The sequence below is a fragment of the Lysinibacillus sp. NPDC093692 genome (assembly GCF_050280125.1).
Classification (GTDB): Bacteria; Bacillota; Bacilli; order Bacillales_A; family Planococcaceae; genus Lysinibacillus.
In genome coordinates, this window is sequence record NZ_JBNNUW010000002.1 from 145306 (window position 1) to 160949 (window position 15644).

A 15644-nucleotide genomic window follows, 5' to 3' on the forward strand; every position below is an offset into this window, starting at 1 on the left:
TATCCGCAAATAAAGAAAGATAACTAAAATAAGATAATATTTGCAAGACTGGCCTATTGGGAGTCTATGCATGTGATGAAAGACATTTGGAATAGCTATATTCCAAATGTCTTTTTTTGTTCATATAGCTAGTAAGCGGAGGTTATTATGTTCGATATCGCTTCATTGTCATCGCGTTTTGTCTTGCATGAACTACCCGTAAAACCCTACTGATTCTAGTTTCACTTTATTTTATATGTTCAATATTAAACAAATATTTAATTTCTATATCGATTATTATCATACTGGAATAGGACAAGGAATAGATTGTTGTAGTTAAAGTATTTTAGGGGCTCAATAGATAGGGAGTCTGATGATTCAATACTATTTTTAGGATACATTATGTTCTCTCTGCCTAAGATAGATAATTCAAAGGGGTCTACTAATGGGAATCTAACTTGTTAACTAATAACAGCATTTTCTCAGGGATGCTGTGAGTTACTTAATTGGCATGATTGTCTAATAATTTCAAATGGAGGGGGAATCGAATGTCAGAATATCATCAACAATCATCAGCTGAAGTGATGAAAACTTTGAACGTGACAGATCAAGGATTGAGTGATTATGACGTTCAAAAGAGGCAGGAGGTATACGGCTATAATGTATTAGCGGAAGGAAAAAAAACAAGTGCATTCGCCGTTTTCTTTGGACAATTTAAAGATTTATTAGTCATTATTTTAATCATTGCTGCTTTCGTTTCATTTCTATTAGGAGAAGTAGGAAGCACCGTTGTCATTATGGTTGTCGTTATATTAAACGCTATCCTAGGTACTGTTCAGCATGTCAAGGCAGAACAGTCTTTGGATAATTTAAAAGCCTTAACCTCCCCAATTGCCAAAGTAATGCGAAATAATCAGCTAATAGAGATTGCTTCAGAAGATCTAGTCGTTGGAGATCTTCTTTATTTGGAGGCTGGCGATTATATCAATGCAGATGGGAGACTATTAGAAAGTCATAATTTGCATATCAATGAAAGCTCGCTGACCGGTGAATCAATCGCTGTGGGGAAAAGTATTGATGCTATTAAGGAAAGCAATGTAACAGTTGCTGATAAAAAGAACATGGTATACTCTGGAAGCTATGTGACAACTGGTCGTGGTATTGTCATGGTTACAGCTATCGGAATGCAGACTGAAATCGGCAAAATTGCAAATTTACTAGATACTGCGAAAGAGAAGAAAACACCGCTACAAGTAAGTTTAGATCATTTCGGAGAAAAATTAGCTTTAGGGATTACGTTAATCTGTCTAGCTATTTTCGTAATTGACCTTGTTAGAGGACGTGCGCTTGTAGAATCGTTTATGTTTGCTGTTTCACTTGCCGTCGCAGCAATTCCAGAAGCGTTAAGCTCGATCGTTACTATTGTGCTAGCTTTTGGGACACAGAAAATGGCAAAGGAAAATGCCATTATTCGAAAGCTCTATGCTGTTGAAAGTCTTGGAAGTGTATCTGTCATTTGTTCAGATAAAACAGGAACATTAACAGAAAATAAAATGGTTGTTCAAGAGGTTTATGTGGATGAAAAAGTGATTCCACATGATCAGCTATACACTGAAAATACAGTTGAGAAAGATCTTATGTTAAAGGCAATATTATGTAGTGATGCTGTGGAAAGGGACGGTAAGGAAATCGGTGACCCTACTGAGCTGGCACTCGTAAAATTAGGGAAGCAATATGATTTTGACGAATTATTAGTAAGAGATTATTATCCAAGAGTGGCCGAAATTCCTTTTGATTCAGATAGAAAGCTCATGAGTACTGTGAACACTATCAATCAGCAATCTATTATGATTACAAAAGGAGCATTAGATGTCCTTCTTCCTAAAATTGTAAAGGTTGAAACTTCAAAAGGTATATTTAATATTACAAAACAACAACGCGAAAAAATCGAAGCGGTAAATCGTGAATTTTCTATAAAGGGGTTAAGGGTACTAGCAGTTGCCTACAAAGAGGTAAATGGACATCGAGCAATCGATGTAAGAGCTGAAAAAGATTTAATCTTTGTTGGTTTAGTCGCGATGATGGATCCTCCAAGAAAAGAATCTGAAGGTGCGGTTGAAAAATGTATAAAAGCTGGTATCAAGCCGGTGATGATTACAGGTGATCATAAAATTACGGCAACGGCTATTGCCAATCAAATTGGGATTTTAAATGATCCTTCTGAAGCGATTGAAGGGCATGAAATAGAAGGCTTAACAGATCAGCAGCTTCAAGAAAAGGTTAACGATTTTTCTGTTTATGCCCGAGTAACACCGGCTCAAAAAATTCGTATCGTGAAAGCGTGGCAAGAAAAAGGGCATGTCGTCGCCATGACAGGAGATGGTGTTAATGATGGTCCTGCGCTAAAACAATCCGACATTGGTGTGGCAATGGGAGTTACCGGCACAGAGGTCGCGAAGGATGCCTCCTCTATGATACTAACGGATGATAATTTTTCAACGATTGTAAAGGCTATTGCAAACGGTAGAAGTATTTATACGAATATCAAAAACGCTATTTTGTTCTTATTATCTGGGAATGCGGGTGCCATTTTTGTTGTTTTATATGCAACAATATTAGGTTTGCCAGTTCCTTTTGCACCTGTGCATCTATTATTTATTAACTTACTAACGGATAGTTTACCGGCGATTGCAATCGGTTTAGAGCCGAATAATAAAAAAACAATGAAGGACAAGCCTCGAAATATTCATGCACCATTATTAAATAAAGCATTTACTACTCAAGTGGTGCTCGAAGGAATATTAATTGCCATTTCGACAACGGTTGCCTTTGAAATCGGATTGTCAACTGGAGATACTTTAACGGCGAGCACGATGGCATTTACAACATTATGCTTGTCACGATTAGTGCATGGCTTCAATTCTAGAGCTAAAGAATCTATCTTCGCCATTGGACTATTTTCGAATAAATATACTTGGCTTGCATTCTTAATCGGTTTTTTAAGTTTACACGCAGTATTGTTTATTCCAATGCTTACAGGTGTGTTTGAAGTTGCCACATTAAGCACCGCACAATTAGGCTTTATTTATAGCTTGTCTGTGTTACCGTTCATCGTGAATCAGTGGTACAAGCTGTTGTTTGTGAGAAGTCGATAATGAGTAATAAATATTGAAGCTCTCGTTTTGTTGAAACGAGAGCTTTTTAGTGTTAAAAACCAGAAATTTTTGTGAATGAGGCGCTTGTGTAATGAAATGAAGATATCTTACTTAAATAAGGTATAGTCTTGGACAAAATGAGGAGTTGATTTCCGTTCCGACTGGTCGCTTTGCTGCTGACGCTTTCCAAGGGAAAGCGAGTAACATAGAACAGGAACCTTCCTCATTAAAGAGAAACATTAAATTGTTGTAGGAGCTAGTAGCCAGCCTTTGTCGTTACTGAGCCGTATTAGATTTGCGCCAAGTATCGCATACCTCATATGAAGCTCACCGTATTTTGCAGTATGCTTCTTCTTCACAGACATTTCTAAAGCCTGACTGACTGAAATAACCGAAGAAGCTATATTCATCGATAAAATGGTGCTGATCTCTGTATCATTAATAGCTTTTTTCCCTCGTATATTTTTCATTTTCAATTTTCCATAGTCGATCGATGTAGTAGGGGCAAGTATCCCATTTTCCTTTAATAACGCTGTTAGTTGTTTATTTTCCTCTTTTAAACATTGCACAAAATTCACAATAATAGCCTTCAGTTTTTTATCAACAGCGTGCTTGAAAAATGCATGATTTGAAGCTATATAACCATTATTTACGCCAATCTGCGTCCAAATCTTAAAAATTTCCTTATAGCGTAAAGATGTTAGATTTCCATTTGCCAATTCCATAATTACACATCCTAACTCATGTTCTCGTTCATTTATTTGAGATTAGGATGTGTTAATAAATAAAATTCTAATCATTTTTTACAATAAAATGGGTAATCGCGATGACAACGTAAAAGGATTCACACACAGTTTTGTGTATGAATCCTTTTTTTGCTCTTTGGAAGGTGGATGTCGATAAAAATTAAAAGTTGGGTGATAAAATGTGAAAGTTGATCGATAATTTCTGAAAGTGTTCCGATAAAACTAAAGAGTTGGATGTCATTTTGTAAAAACGTTTGTCTAGGGATCAGTTTATTCGACGCCCCCAGTCGGAACGGAAATCAGCTCCACGTTATGAGCTAAGGTTTTATTCCTTTAATTTCTTTCTTTTATAGCTATTAATAGTTGTTTTTAATGCAGCAAAGTTTCCGATAGCTGCATAACCATAAAAAAAGCCCATAAATATTCCAGCAATAAGATTATGTCTATGGCTAATGAAGATAGAAATAATCAAGCCAATAACAAGGGCGACTGCAGGAACATATTTAGGCTTAACGCGCATAAATACCTTAATTAGCTGTGTAATAAGTAACACTGCTGGAACGGCTATTACAGCATCCCAAAAATTTGTATGGATCACTGGAAATAATTCCATCTTCTACACCTCTTTTAGTAATAACGAAGCTATGACTTAAAATATAGATTTTCCTTTTTATTTATTTTTATGCAATGAAAGGTGTAGAGCTTATGATGTCGAGTCATACACTCGTATGAACAATTATGATTTTTCGTTTTTTGATTAATAATATGAGCCATAAGGATTCATATAAGGATTCATATAAGGATTCATATAAGGATTCATATTTGGATAGCGATATGGCGGATATGGGTTCAAAGGCATATATTTATTTTTATGTTCATGATGAGGATCATTTTGTTGCTTTTGATCTTTTTGATTTTCAGCAGTTGATTTTACACGGTTACAATCTTTAGGTGGACCGATATATGTTGATGGTACAACAGGCGCAATTGTTTTCTTCCACTGAGTTTCATCTAAACAATACGCGTGAGCCATGACATTGGAAGGTGTAAATTTCAATATATCTGAACCTAAAATAACGTCAGGAGTTGGAGAATCAAAAATAGCCAGTAAATGCGTGTCATTCTCAGTAGCTATTTCATAATGCCACCATCCTTGCGGTACATTGGCGACTTGGCCAGGCTCGATCGGATAGTTTTTAATCTCTTTTGTAAAGGGATTAAATATAGAAACAATCGCAGCACCGGAAATACAATAAACAAGTTCTGCTGCATTTTGATGATAGTGTGGCTCTATCATCTTATTCTTACTTAGAAAAATATCAAGCAAAGATGTATTTTCTAACGTATTTAATTGTTCTACACCTAGAATGTTTATAAAATTCCGATCATCTCTTTTAAAAAGAGTGTTGTCATTGACATCAGAGGTGAACTGTGTTGACGGTGAAGTATAGTCAATATTTGAGCTAATACTTACATCCTTTCTCTAGTTAAGTTTCAATACATGTCTTAAGCACAGAATATGTACAAAGCTATTTTAGGCTTACGCGAACGCCCATTATCTGCTTTCTTACAAAAAACATGTTGGCCAAAGCCTTCGAAAGTGGGCTCCGGTTGATGAAAGAACCCTATTAGGCGCAGCCTCATTTTAAAGAACTTTATAATTTTATGTTAGCATTTTACATCCTTTAATTGGTTCTTTTGAAAAATAATGAAACTCATTGTAATGAATTCTCGTCTAATAATTAAATTATAATTTTAGGAGGTAAATAATGAATTGAAAAAAATCCTTAGTAGTTGTAACAATGTATTATTTTGCGGACCAGTTTCAGAATTAAATTTGACTGAGCCGCTATTAGAAACAGTAAGGTTCAAGAGTAAGTATTCACCCTTATAAGATAGGAGAAGATTCGACATCAAACAAATTCTCAATAATTGTTATTTTGATAAAACGCTTATAAAGAAGATTATGTGACTACTGACTATGCAAAAGTTGAAAAGAAAATTGGTGAATTTTCGAGAATAAATGTTTATAATAGCATTTACCTAACTAATTTAGTTAGGTAAATGAGTTCTATAACTGTAAGGTATATTTTAATACTCTTGGATTGGATTTTTTTAAAAAAATCCAATCTTATTCTCGTCTATTAACTGAATCGAATTTTAGGAGGTAAATAAATGAGTAGTAAAAAAATCTCATTAGTAGTAGCAACAACGTTAGTATTTTGCGGATCAGTTTCAGGATTAAATTTGACTAAACCGGCATTAGCAGCACACAGTAATGTACACGATGTAAATATTCTCCCTTATAAAATATCAGAAGAACTAACTCGAAAGATTGAGGGAGCTTCGACATCGGATGTATTCTCAGTAATTGTTAGTTTTAATAAAATGCTCGACAAAGAAGACTATGCGAAACTTGAAAAGGAAATTGGCGAATTTTCAATAAGATATACTTATGATAGCGTTATTAGTGGTTTTGCTGGAGATTTAACCAAAGAGCAAATTTTATTGTTAAACAAAAATGCGTTTGTCACACTTATTGATTTAGACCAGGTAGTAACGAATTACGATGATATCATTGTTGAATCAACTTTTAGCAAGGATAAAAATGGATGGATCGGTGGATTTTCTGACTATCCATATAAAGATAAACTTCGTTATAAGCTCCGATTTTCTCTTAAGTCACTACCTAAAGAGATAAACAATAAACAAAAAGGTCTTTACTTAAGTGGATATAATGGAAGTGACGATTTATTTATGTTTGTTAAGAAGAAATTGGATACAAATGATCGATTAAAACCAAATACAAAATATAGTGTGACGTTTGATTTCGATATTGCCACTAATGCTGGAGATAAAATAGGCGTAGGTGGATCGCCTGGTGAAAGTGTATATGTGAAAATTGGTGCAACCAATACGGAACCAATCCCAGTTTTAGATAACACGGGATTTTATTTGATGAATATTGATAAAGGGAATCAAAAAGAAGAAGGTAAAGATGCATTTATGATTGGTGACTTGGCAAAGACGACAATAGATAAGAAGTATGAGTTAAAGCCTTTTAATAATAAACAACGCCCGTTTATTGTTGAAACTGATAAAAAAGGAGAACTGTGGTTATTTATTGGCACAGATTCTGCGTTTGAAGGTGTTACGAGTATCTATTATCCTCGTATTAAAGTAACCCTAAAAGAAGTGAAAGAATAGATTAACCTGAAAAGAAACAAGTAACCTTTCACATTAAAGAACTCTAATTCCATTAGTGGTAGTAACAACGTCAGTATTTTGTGGTTTAGTTGATGACAAAGCTGTTCTTCGTTTAAGGCTTAAATAAGTTTGGTTTTCTAAAGGCAAAGAATAAGGAATACGTTATACTCGGTCAAAAGTTTAATGATTTGATGAAATGAATTAATGAGATTAAATAACAAAAAGTTTCAGTTGATTAAGGACAGGAAGAAAAAAATTAGGGGGCCAATGCCATGAAAAAAGTACTTTTTATCTCCATGCTTTTAAGTTTCAGTATAATAAGTGCATGCTCTGATAAAGAAGAAAAACCCAATGTGCCGAGCAAGCCACAAGAGGCGCAAGAATCTAACGTGCCGAGCAAGCCGCAAGAGGAACAAGAATCTAACGTGCCAAACAAGTCACAAGAAGAGCATCAATCAAACGAAAATCAGGAACCGTCCAAAACAAATAAGGGAAACACAGAAGCATCTCTTACACAGGCGGGTGTACTAAAAAATATTAAGAACCAGCTTAAAACTAATTTATCTATAACTTTACCAAAAGGGCTACCGATAACAGAAGGTACATTTTTAACTGCAACAACGAAGGCTGAAGCTAACCAAGTTGAAATACTATTTTTTGAAAGTAAAAAGTATTTGCCAATCAATGATCCGAAGCTTAAAAATTCACAGTCAGCTACTGCTATTGCAAGGCTGGTAGTAAAGCAATATCAGAATGCTAAAGAAGCAAATGAGCAAATTGCTTTTATGAACTTCAGTCAAAATGGTGGTCAAGAGGTTGATCTTGGCTATAAAATTAAAGGTTATCAGGATGCAGGAGCTGGTTCTTTATGGACTGGTTGGAATGAGGGTAGATGGGCAATTGCGACACATACACGAACAGTCAATTCAGAAGCAGGTGTAAAACTTGCAAAACAGGCAGTCCAATTTCTAGAAACACATATGCTCCCAATTCCAAAACAAAATGGTTTTGCGCGCTTAGATGTTTATGAATCAGGGAATTCAATTGTTTGGCAGGACGAAAAACTGGTCTATACGCTTGATTCAATCAAAGAGCCACTTAAAGCTCTTGAAATTGCCATAGCTTTTTACCATTAACGAATCTTAATAGAATGCTATAACCCACTTAATCTAACTAAATTAGTTAGGTAATGATGCTACGATAAAGCGCCTGTGGTTGAATCGACACAGGCGCATTTTATGTAAAAAGCTTATTTGGTATTGCCTATGAAATAGAACAACTTATAAATAGTTTCAGTACACCATTTTTGCTAATAGGTGAAGTTGCAGGGAAAATGATTTAAATTCCTAGTGCCATTACAGGAGTGGGTATTGCAGAACCAAGTTGGGATTTTGCAACATCAGAAAGTATGCTACAACACAAGATAATCCAACATATGTAAATATGAAGTAGTTTATTATACAGTAACGAATATGTATGTAAGGGGCAGTACGACGTAAGCATACATAAGATTGGAGTAAATAAATGAATACAGATGAAACTAAAAAAGGTACGATTAAATTTAGAAAAAGTCTAATTTTTAAAATGATTTTAGCTGTAGCTATCAGTTTATATATCAGTTCTCATATCTCAAATTTTATTAATGATCAAATTGATAAAGTAGATAAAATCAATGGTAGTCTTGAAGTTACCATCAATACTTTTGTATCCTTATTTATTGGAACATTCATTATTTCTTTATGTACACGATTTATAGTTATTAAGCGAATTGACAAGGTATTAAATGCGATGACATTTGCTGCTAAAGGTGACCTAACGATACGCCTTGAGGATAAATCTAAAGATGAAATTGGACAGTTATCCTATTATTTTAATAATATGATTGATAACATAGAAACAGTGATTCAAAAGGCGAAGAAAGCTTCTTTGAAAGTATCGTCTTATACAGAGGAGTTTACATCAATTGCTGATCAAAATAGTTCCTCAGTTGAGAAAATAGCCAATTTCAATAAGGGAATCGTATCTGGATCAGATGTTCAGGTGAATAATATCAGAATCGTTTCAAGCTATTAATGAAGAAATGAGAAATGTATCACATGCAGTACAAGCAGTTTCAGATGTAGCGGGTGAGACTAATTTAAAAGCTGATTTAGGGTTGTCATTAATTGAAATATCAATTGATAAAATGAACACAATTAACGCTTCTGTAAAAGAATCAACGGATGTTGTCAATGCTTTAGGGGAAAAATCACAAGAAATTAGAACGATTTTAGAGCTTATAACACGTATTACTTATCAAACAAACTTACTAGCAATAAATGCTTCTATTGAAGCAGCTCAAGCTGGTGAAGCAGGAAAAGGTTTTGCAGTGGTAGCTGATAGGGTTAGAAAATTAGCAGAAGAAGCAGGGAAGGCTACGTATGATATCAAAATATTAATTGATGACATTCTAAGCAAAACATCTAGTGCTGTTAAATCGATTAATAATGGTTCGCAATTTGTTGATGAAGGTAGAGAAGTAGTAGAACAATCAGGTGAAGCATTTAAAGACATTGTAGAGTATATTTATCAAATTAGCGTTGCTACAGATGAAGTCAAAAGTATTGTGCTAAATGTAAATAAACAAGCAAATAAAACCAATGAAGCAATTGTTGAAATTGCTGAAGTTGCAGAGGATACATCTTCAAGCTTACAAATTATTGCATTATCGATTGAGCAACAAACAGCTTCTAATGAAGAAATAGCTAGTTATGCAAGCGTATTAGATAAAATGTCAAGTGAAATAATTGACGAAATCAGTAGGTTTAAAATTAAACATAACTAAAGGTAGTATAGTATTGCTTCAAAATACATATCAAATGATATTTAAAAAAACTGAATGCTAGATTCAAGGGCACTGAAAAAGTCCATATCCTCTCACATTGCGAGGTATTCAACGATTTAATCGTTGAATACCTCGCTTTTTTCATTTGGCACTGTGATTCTACTGTTGTTTTCCGAAGCATTCCGCTCGCTTTCCGCGGACGGGCGATGAGCCTCCTCCTACGCTTCGCTTCGTGCGGGGTCTCGTCTGTCTCGCTTTCCCGCAGGAGTCGAGCGATGCTTCTCCAAACAACGCAATGTATCATACTATTATTTTAGAAGTAAATTGCCATTTCCTAACATATGGAAAAGTATCTATTCTTACAATTGAGTAAGAATAGAGAATAAATAGTTAGATAACAGTTATTCAAATATAAAGAATATCTAGTCTATAATTTAGACATCTAGTAAAAAGGAGAAAGAAAATGAAAAAAATTATAAGTTTATTTTAGTTATCGCTATTTTTATAGGTATAGGATTCGGAGTAAAACGTTATATTCAAGGACCACCACAACCGGCCAATGGAATTTTAGTTATCAGTACAGAAGAAGATGTAAATAAAGTTAAGCAGGGATATAAAAATAAAACCAAACAAACTGATGATTACAAAGCGAAGTTCATAGTAACAAAAAAAGGTGAATCAGAACGTGAGTATATGGTTATTAACAAAACTACTGCTGAACAAGTAGTTAAGAAAGGAATTATTAGAGCAAGATAAGAACCAGACAGTGTGTCTACCATTTCAGACCCTGTTAATGAAATTAAAGATTTACCTGGTTCACTAAATTTGTTCTATTCTATAAGTGATTATGATTTGATAGATAGCCAGATAGATTTGAATGGACAAATGATACTTGTAAGTTATATTAAGAATCAAATATGGGTCGGATATATGGCTATGGATTTTGTTATTCTAAATGACAAAACTTACATAAAAGATTGAGTTTTAATGATGAAAGGATGGGTCATATGGAAGTTGTACGTATGGAGAATATAGTGAAAAGTTATGGGGAAGGCAATAACAGGGTAGATGCATTAAAAGGAATTAATCTTTCTATTCAGCAAGGCGAGTTTGTCTCAATCGTCGGTGCTTCTGGTTCTGGTAAAAGTACTCTACTTCATATTTTAGGTGGTTTGGACCACCCTAGTTCTGGGAAGGTATTCATTGGGGATAATGATATTTATAAATATTCAGATAATGAGCTGTCAGTATTCAGAAGAAGAAAAGTTGGGTTCATTTTTCAATTCTTTAATTTGCTACCGGTATTAAATGTCCAAGAAAATATTGCTTTACCTACGTTATTGGATAGTGAATCTATAGATATGGAGTATTTAAATGAAATCATTAATATCCTGGGGCTTCAAGAACGTAAGGATCACTTACCTTCCGAACTATCTGGAGGGCAACAGCAACGGGTTTCAATCGGCAGGGCGCTTATTAATCGTCCGCATTTGATACTTGCTGATGAGCCTACAGGTAATCTAGATACTCGAAATACGAAAGAAGTGATGGATTTATTTAGATTCACTGCAAAGAAATACAATCAAACCATTGTAATGATTACTCATGATCTAACGATAGCATCAGCTTCGGATCGGATTATCACTATACAAGATGGTGAAATCATTTCTGACCAACGACTGACTGCGAAAGAGTCACTGACCGGAGGGAATGATTTTGATCAATAGTTATAAGCAACTAGGTACTAAGTATTTAAAAGGGAATATGAAACGAACAATTTTGACCTTGGTTGGAATCGTTCTCTCTGTAGCGTTAATTTCAACTATTGGCCTGTATATGAAAGGATCTCAACTCTCTCGAATTGAGAACATGAAGAAATTAAACGGTGTTTCTTTTCATGTTGGTATTTCAGATTACGATGAAGAAATATTAAATAAAATCAGATTTAATCCCCAAGTTGAATCGTTTGGTTTAATGTCTGAAGGGCACATCTTTCCACTTGGAGAGGTTTCTGCGCAAATGAATTTCGCGGATCATCACGCCTTAAACTTTCTAACCTACAGTCTTCTGGATGGAAAATTACCAACCAATGCTCATGAAGCAGCTATCGATTCCTGGTTAATTCCTTCTATAAAAAAAGATCTCCGATTAGGTGATTCATTCGAACTGGATGGACAATCATATAAACTGGTCGGTTTACTAAATAATAGCGAGTTTGCACAAAAAAATAAACAGGGGAGAATATTAACGTATAAAAGCGAGTTTGCTATTGGAGAGGGAAGGATATTAATAGAAATTAACGAGAAGGCAGATTTTAATGAGGTTTTAGACGAATTAAACTCAATTACTGAAGACAATAACATTGCTATTAATACTGATTTGATTCGAGCTTTGAAACCGGAATCGGATCAATCGATATTGGCTATTCTAATAGTTGTAGTTAGCATTGTTGTAATTACGACAATTGTTGTTATTTATAACGCTTTCCAAATCAGTATCGTAGAGCGAATGAAGCAGTTCGGCTTGTTGAGAAGCATCGGTGCTACACGAAAACAAATTCGACAAATTGTCATGAAAGAAGCTGCGGTGCTTGCTTTCATAGCCATACCAATTGGGATTGTATGCAGCTTATTAGCGCTTGCTATTCTCCAAGCTTTTTTCTGGATTTTATTAGACAAAGGTTCATATTCCTTTTTCAATATTGATTGGAAGATAGTATTTACTAGTTCGATTCTTACTCTGATAGCTGTATTAGTGTCCAGTTACTACCCCGCCTTTTTCGCAGGAAGAATATCACCATTGTTGGCAATTAGCAGTAGATTGTCAATAAAAAAAGAGAGAATCAAAAAACAAAATAATAAAGTGCTAAGAAAGCCTTTTTCGTTCCCATTAAGTATGGCCATTAAAAATGTAAAAAGAAATAAAAATCGTTATATCGTTACTATTTTATCAATCATTATAAGTAGTGTATTGTTTATTACTTTTTCATCTTTAATGAACATCGCATTATCATCCAAACTTGTGAACGATCCGTCCGAATCGGATCTTACAATCTATTTACAAGCAGAAAATAATGTTTCTTCTGAAAATCTGGAAGTTTTAGAACAATTAAAGTTGATTAAAAATGTATCCGAGGTTTCCGAACAAGACTTAAGTATTAAGATTGAATTGAAGGATACAAATCAATCGATCGCGACTGTTGAAGACATCCAGAAGACTATTGGAAAAAAACACGATATTGCAGTGGTCAATAACTTTGAAGAGAATAAAGCCAAAAATGAAGAAGCTCTCACCATCAAAGTTCTTGTATATGCTTTTATTGTGGTCGTCTCTTTAATTGGCAGTTTAAATATACTTAATACAATTACTATAAGTATCATGATTAGACGGAAAGAGCTGGCTGCATTAAAATCCATAGGCATGTCCCAAAGAGATTTGAAAAAAATGATTATTTATGAAGCATTGATTTACGGTTTTTCTGGAAGCTTGCAAGGTATTTTTTACGGTTGTATACTTTCATATGTTATATACACGGCTGCATCGGGTCACTTTCATGTTGAATGGTCGATTCCCTATAATGCTTGTATCATTACGTTTGCTGCAGCTTTGTTAATCAGTTATTTATCTGTTCTGCTACCGCTGAGAAGAGTCCAACAGGATAATATTATAGATACGATAAGAGAAGAGTAATACCTATGACCTGGCTACTTATAGCCAGGTTATTCTGATTCGGTGGTAAATGTTAATATGGAGTGAAAGGAAGGAGAAGATATATTTGAATAAAATACTACTTGTAGAAGACGATGAAGCTCTCGGTCTAGCCATTGAATTTTCATTAAGAAATGAAGGGTATGAGGTGATTAGAGCCACTAGTGTAAAAGAAGCGAAAAGCCAATTTAATGATAATACTTTTGACTTGGCTATTTTAGATATCAACCTTCCAGATGGAAATGGTTATGACTTATGCTTACACTTCAAAAACCAAAATAATGCAACAGCTATTATTTTTTTAACGGCTCTTGATGAAGAAGCAAATGTGGTAATGGGGCTAGATATAGGCGGAGATGATTATATAACAAAACCTTTTCGAGTTAGAGAACTTATGTCGAGAGTAAGAGTGCAATTACGCAAACAAGCTAGGGTGGAAGAAATCTCAATGATTTTAATATCTGAAAATATAAAAGTGGATATGAACCAAGTAAAGGTATATAAAAATCAAGGAATTGTTTCATTAACAAGCTTAGAATATAAGCTTTTGTTAACTTTTATGAAAAACGCTCACAAAATATTAGAAAGAGATGAAATCCTACTGAAAATAACAGATGATGTTTTTTTTGGTGAAAATACGTTATCTGTATACATAATGCGTTTAAGAGAAAAAATTGAAGATGACCCCAAAAATCCTCAGTTTATCATTACTAAAAGAGGATTAGGATATCATTGGGATAAGGATGTGAACCGAGAATAGATGATGAAAAATACCGAATTGAAAGGTTATATGATAATACTGGTGGTTTTATTTTCTCTATTTATGGTTTATCAGTTAATTTCACATCAAATATTTTACAATCATTTAAAAACGGATTCTATTACAGCCTGGGGAGAAATATCCGCCAAATTGATTGAACAAAACCCTGAGAATGAAGTAGAAATTATGAAAGTTTTAACAAGTAATTCTTCTGATTCAAGTGAGTATCAGGAGAAAGGGAGAGAAATCTTTAGGCAGTATGGATTATACGAAGATTTGGAAACGAAATTTTTTCCACTTTTAAATAACCATATTTCTAGCTTTAATCAAACAATATTATGGGGAATGATTTGTTTCGGATTAATACTGTTTCTAGCAAACTATATACAATACAAGATTATTTTCAATAAAATTAAGCAACTTACTTCAACTGCTAAGAAAATAATTGATGGAGATTACTCAGTTACAATAAATGAAAATAAAGAAGGAGAAATCGCCAAATTAGCTGTTTCATTTCGCTCTATGAAAGACATAATTAGAAAAAATATGAAGGATTTACTTGGTGAGAAGGAATTTTTAGGACAAATGTTGCAAGACATATCCCATCAATTAAAAACGCCACTTTCAACTATATCAATCTATAATGAAATGTTATTGAATGAAGACTTGCCCCGTCAGCAACAAGTTCAATTATTGCAAAATAATGAAATTCAAATCTCCAGAATGAATGTCTTGATTCAAAACTTGTTAAAAGTAGCGAAAATTGATGCCAAAGCTGTTTCATTTGATAAAGAATCTTTAAACTTGGTGGAGACCATTCATGAAGTTTTGAATCGTTTGGAAAATATAATCAATGAAAGGAATTTGTCAATTGACTGGGACGGGACGGAGGAAGTGGTGGTTACCTACGATAAATTATGGATGCAAGAAGCTTTGATGAACTTGCTAAAGAATGCGATTGAGCATTCCAAACCTGGTGATACAATCACAATTCAAGTTAATGATACACCGATTTATACAGAGCTCATAATTCAAGATTTTGGAGAAGGGATTGCTGCTGAAGACTTACCACATATCTTTAATCGGTTCCACAAAGCAAGCACTTCTAAAAAACATGACTCGACTGGGATTGGCTTGGCTTTAACTAAAGCGATTATTGAAGCGCATCATGCCTTGATTAAAGTTGAAAGTGAGAAAAATGTTTATACAAAGTTTACAATTACCTTTATAAAATTCTAAATTTTTTTAAATTACATCATATCGAG

13 protein-coding genes are annotated in these 15644 nt (G+C 34.1%); 10 read left to right on the forward strand and 3 right to left on the reverse strand.

The window, feature by feature from the left end:
• The first annotated feature begins 527 nt into the window (after nucleotides 1–527).
• Nucleotides 528–3134, forward strand: a complete 2607-nt coding sequence (locus tag ACQKN4_RS03490; RefSeq protein ID WP_427482313.1) for a cation-translocating P-type ATPase — start codon at nucleotides 528–530, stop codon at nucleotides 3132–3134.
• Nucleotides 3135–3373: 239 nt separating this feature from the next.
• Here ACQKN4_RS03490 and ACQKN4_RS03495 read toward each other — a convergent pair whose 3' ends face one another.
• From ACQKN4_RS03495 to ACQKN4_RS03505, 3 genes are all read right to left on the reverse strand, one after another.
• Nucleotides 3374–3859 (reverse strand): DUF3231 family protein, encoded by a 486-nt coding sequence (locus ACQKN4_RS03495; protein WP_427482315.1) that lies wholly within the window; start codon nucleotides 3857–3859, stop codon nucleotides 3374–3376.
• Between the two features lie 346 nt (nucleotides 3860–4205).
• Nucleotides 4206–4493, reverse strand: coding sequence for a hypothetical protein (locus ACQKN4_RS03500; protein ID WP_427482317.1), 288 nt, complete (start codon nucleotides 4491–4493; stop codon nucleotides 4206–4208).
• A 144-nt stretch (nucleotides 4494–4637) separates the two neighbouring features.
• A complete protein-coding gene (locus ACQKN4_RS03505; protein WP_427482503.1) occupies nucleotides 4638–5348 on the reverse strand; it encodes a cupin domain-containing protein in 711 nt (236 codons plus the stop codon).
• A 707-nt stretch (nucleotides 5349–6055) separates the two neighbouring features.
• Here ACQKN4_RS03505 and ACQKN4_RS03510 point away from each other — a divergent pair.
• From ACQKN4_RS03510 to ACQKN4_RS03550, 9 genes are all read left to right on the forward strand, one after another.
• On the forward strand, nucleotides 6056–7087 hold the full coding sequence (locus ACQKN4_RS03510; protein ID WP_427482319.1) for a protease inhibitor I9 family protein: 1032 nt from the start codon (nucleotides 6056–6058) through the stop codon (nucleotides 7085–7087).
• A gap of 272 nt (nucleotides 7088–7359) precedes the next feature.
• Nucleotides 7360–8223 (forward strand): hypothetical protein, encoded by an 864-nt coding sequence (locus tag ACQKN4_RS03515; protein ID WP_427482321.1) that lies wholly within the window; start codon nucleotides 7360–7362, stop codon nucleotides 8221–8223.
• A 388-nt stretch (nucleotides 8224–8611) separates the two neighbouring features.
• Complete coding sequence (locus ACQKN4_RS03520) at nucleotides 8612–9160, forward strand: HAMP domain-containing protein (RefSeq protein WP_427482323.1); 549 nt, start codon at nucleotides 8612–8614, stop codon at nucleotides 9158–9160.
• Between the two features lie 7 nt (nucleotides 9161–9167).
• Entirely contained in the window at nucleotides 9168–9911 is a 744-nt protein-coding gene (locus ACQKN4_RS03525) for a methyl-accepting chemotaxis protein (protein ID WP_427482325.1), read from the forward strand.
• 573 nt (nucleotides 9912–10484) lie between these two features.
• The gene (locus ACQKN4_RS03530) at nucleotides 10485–10667 is read left to right on the forward strand and encodes a lipoprotein BA_5634 family protein (RefSeq protein ID WP_368483748.1); all 183 of its coding nucleotides are present in this window, start codon (nucleotides 10485–10487) and stop codon (nucleotides 10665–10667) included.
• A 251-nt stretch (nucleotides 10668–10918) separates the two neighbouring features.
• Nucleotides 10919–11638, forward strand: a complete 720-nt coding sequence (locus ACQKN4_RS03535; protein ID WP_079561302.1) for an ABC transporter ATP-binding protein — start codon at nucleotides 10919–10921, stop codon at nucleotides 11636–11638.
• Nucleotides 11628–13601: an ABC transporter permease gene (locus ACQKN4_RS03540; RefSeq protein ID WP_427482327.1), complete on the forward strand. Its 1974-nt coding sequence runs from the start codon at nucleotides 11628–11630 to the stop codon at nucleotides 13599–13601. The genes ACQKN4_RS03535 and ACQKN4_RS03540 overlap by 11 nt, the downstream gene beginning before the upstream one ends.
• Nucleotides 13602–13686: 85 nt before the next feature.
• Entirely contained in the window at nucleotides 13687–14379 is a 693-nt protein-coding gene (locus tag ACQKN4_RS03545; protein WP_427482329.1) for a response regulator transcription factor, read from the forward strand.
• Between the two features lie 3 nt (nucleotides 14380–14382).
• Complete coding sequence (locus ACQKN4_RS03550; RefSeq protein WP_427482505.1) at nucleotides 14383–15618, forward strand: ATP-binding protein; 1236 nt, start codon at nucleotides 14383–14385, stop codon at nucleotides 15616–15618.
• Nucleotides 15619–15644: the final 26 nt, after the last annotated feature.

Coding starts and splice junctions, on each gene's coding strand:
- ACQKN4_RS03510 (WP_427482319.1), top strand. CDS start 6,056: ATGAGTAGTAAAAAAATCTCATTAGTAGTAGCAACAACGTTAGTATTT.
- ACQKN4_RS03500 (WP_427482317.1), bottom strand. CDS start 4,493: ATGGAATTATTTCCAGTGATCCATACAAATTTTTGGGATGCTGTAATA.
- ACQKN4_RS03515 (WP_427482321.1), top strand. CDS start 7,360: ATGAAAAAAGTACTTTTTATCTCCATGCTTTTAAGTTTCAGTATAATA.
- ACQKN4_RS03490 (WP_427482313.1), top strand. CDS start 528: ATGTCAGAATATCATCAACAATCATCAGCTGAAGTGATGAAAACTTTG.
- ACQKN4_RS03520 (WP_427482323.1), top strand. CDS start 8,612: ATGAATACAGATGAAACTAAAAAAGGTACGATTAAATTTAGAAAAAGT.
- ACQKN4_RS03550 (WP_427482505.1), top strand. CDS start 14,383: ATGAAAAATACCGAATTGAAAGGTTATATGATAATACTGGTGGTTTTA.
- ACQKN4_RS03535 (WP_079561302.1), top strand. CDS start 10,919: ATGGAAGTTGTACGTATGGAGAATATAGTGAAAAGTTATGGGGAAGGC.
- ACQKN4_RS03525 (WP_427482325.1), top strand. CDS start 9,168: ATGAGAAATGTATCACATGCAGTACAAGCAGTTTCAGATGTAGCGGGT.
- ACQKN4_RS03495 (WP_427482315.1), bottom strand. CDS start 3,859: ATGGAATTGGCAAATGGAAATCTAACATCTTTACGCTATAAGGAAATT.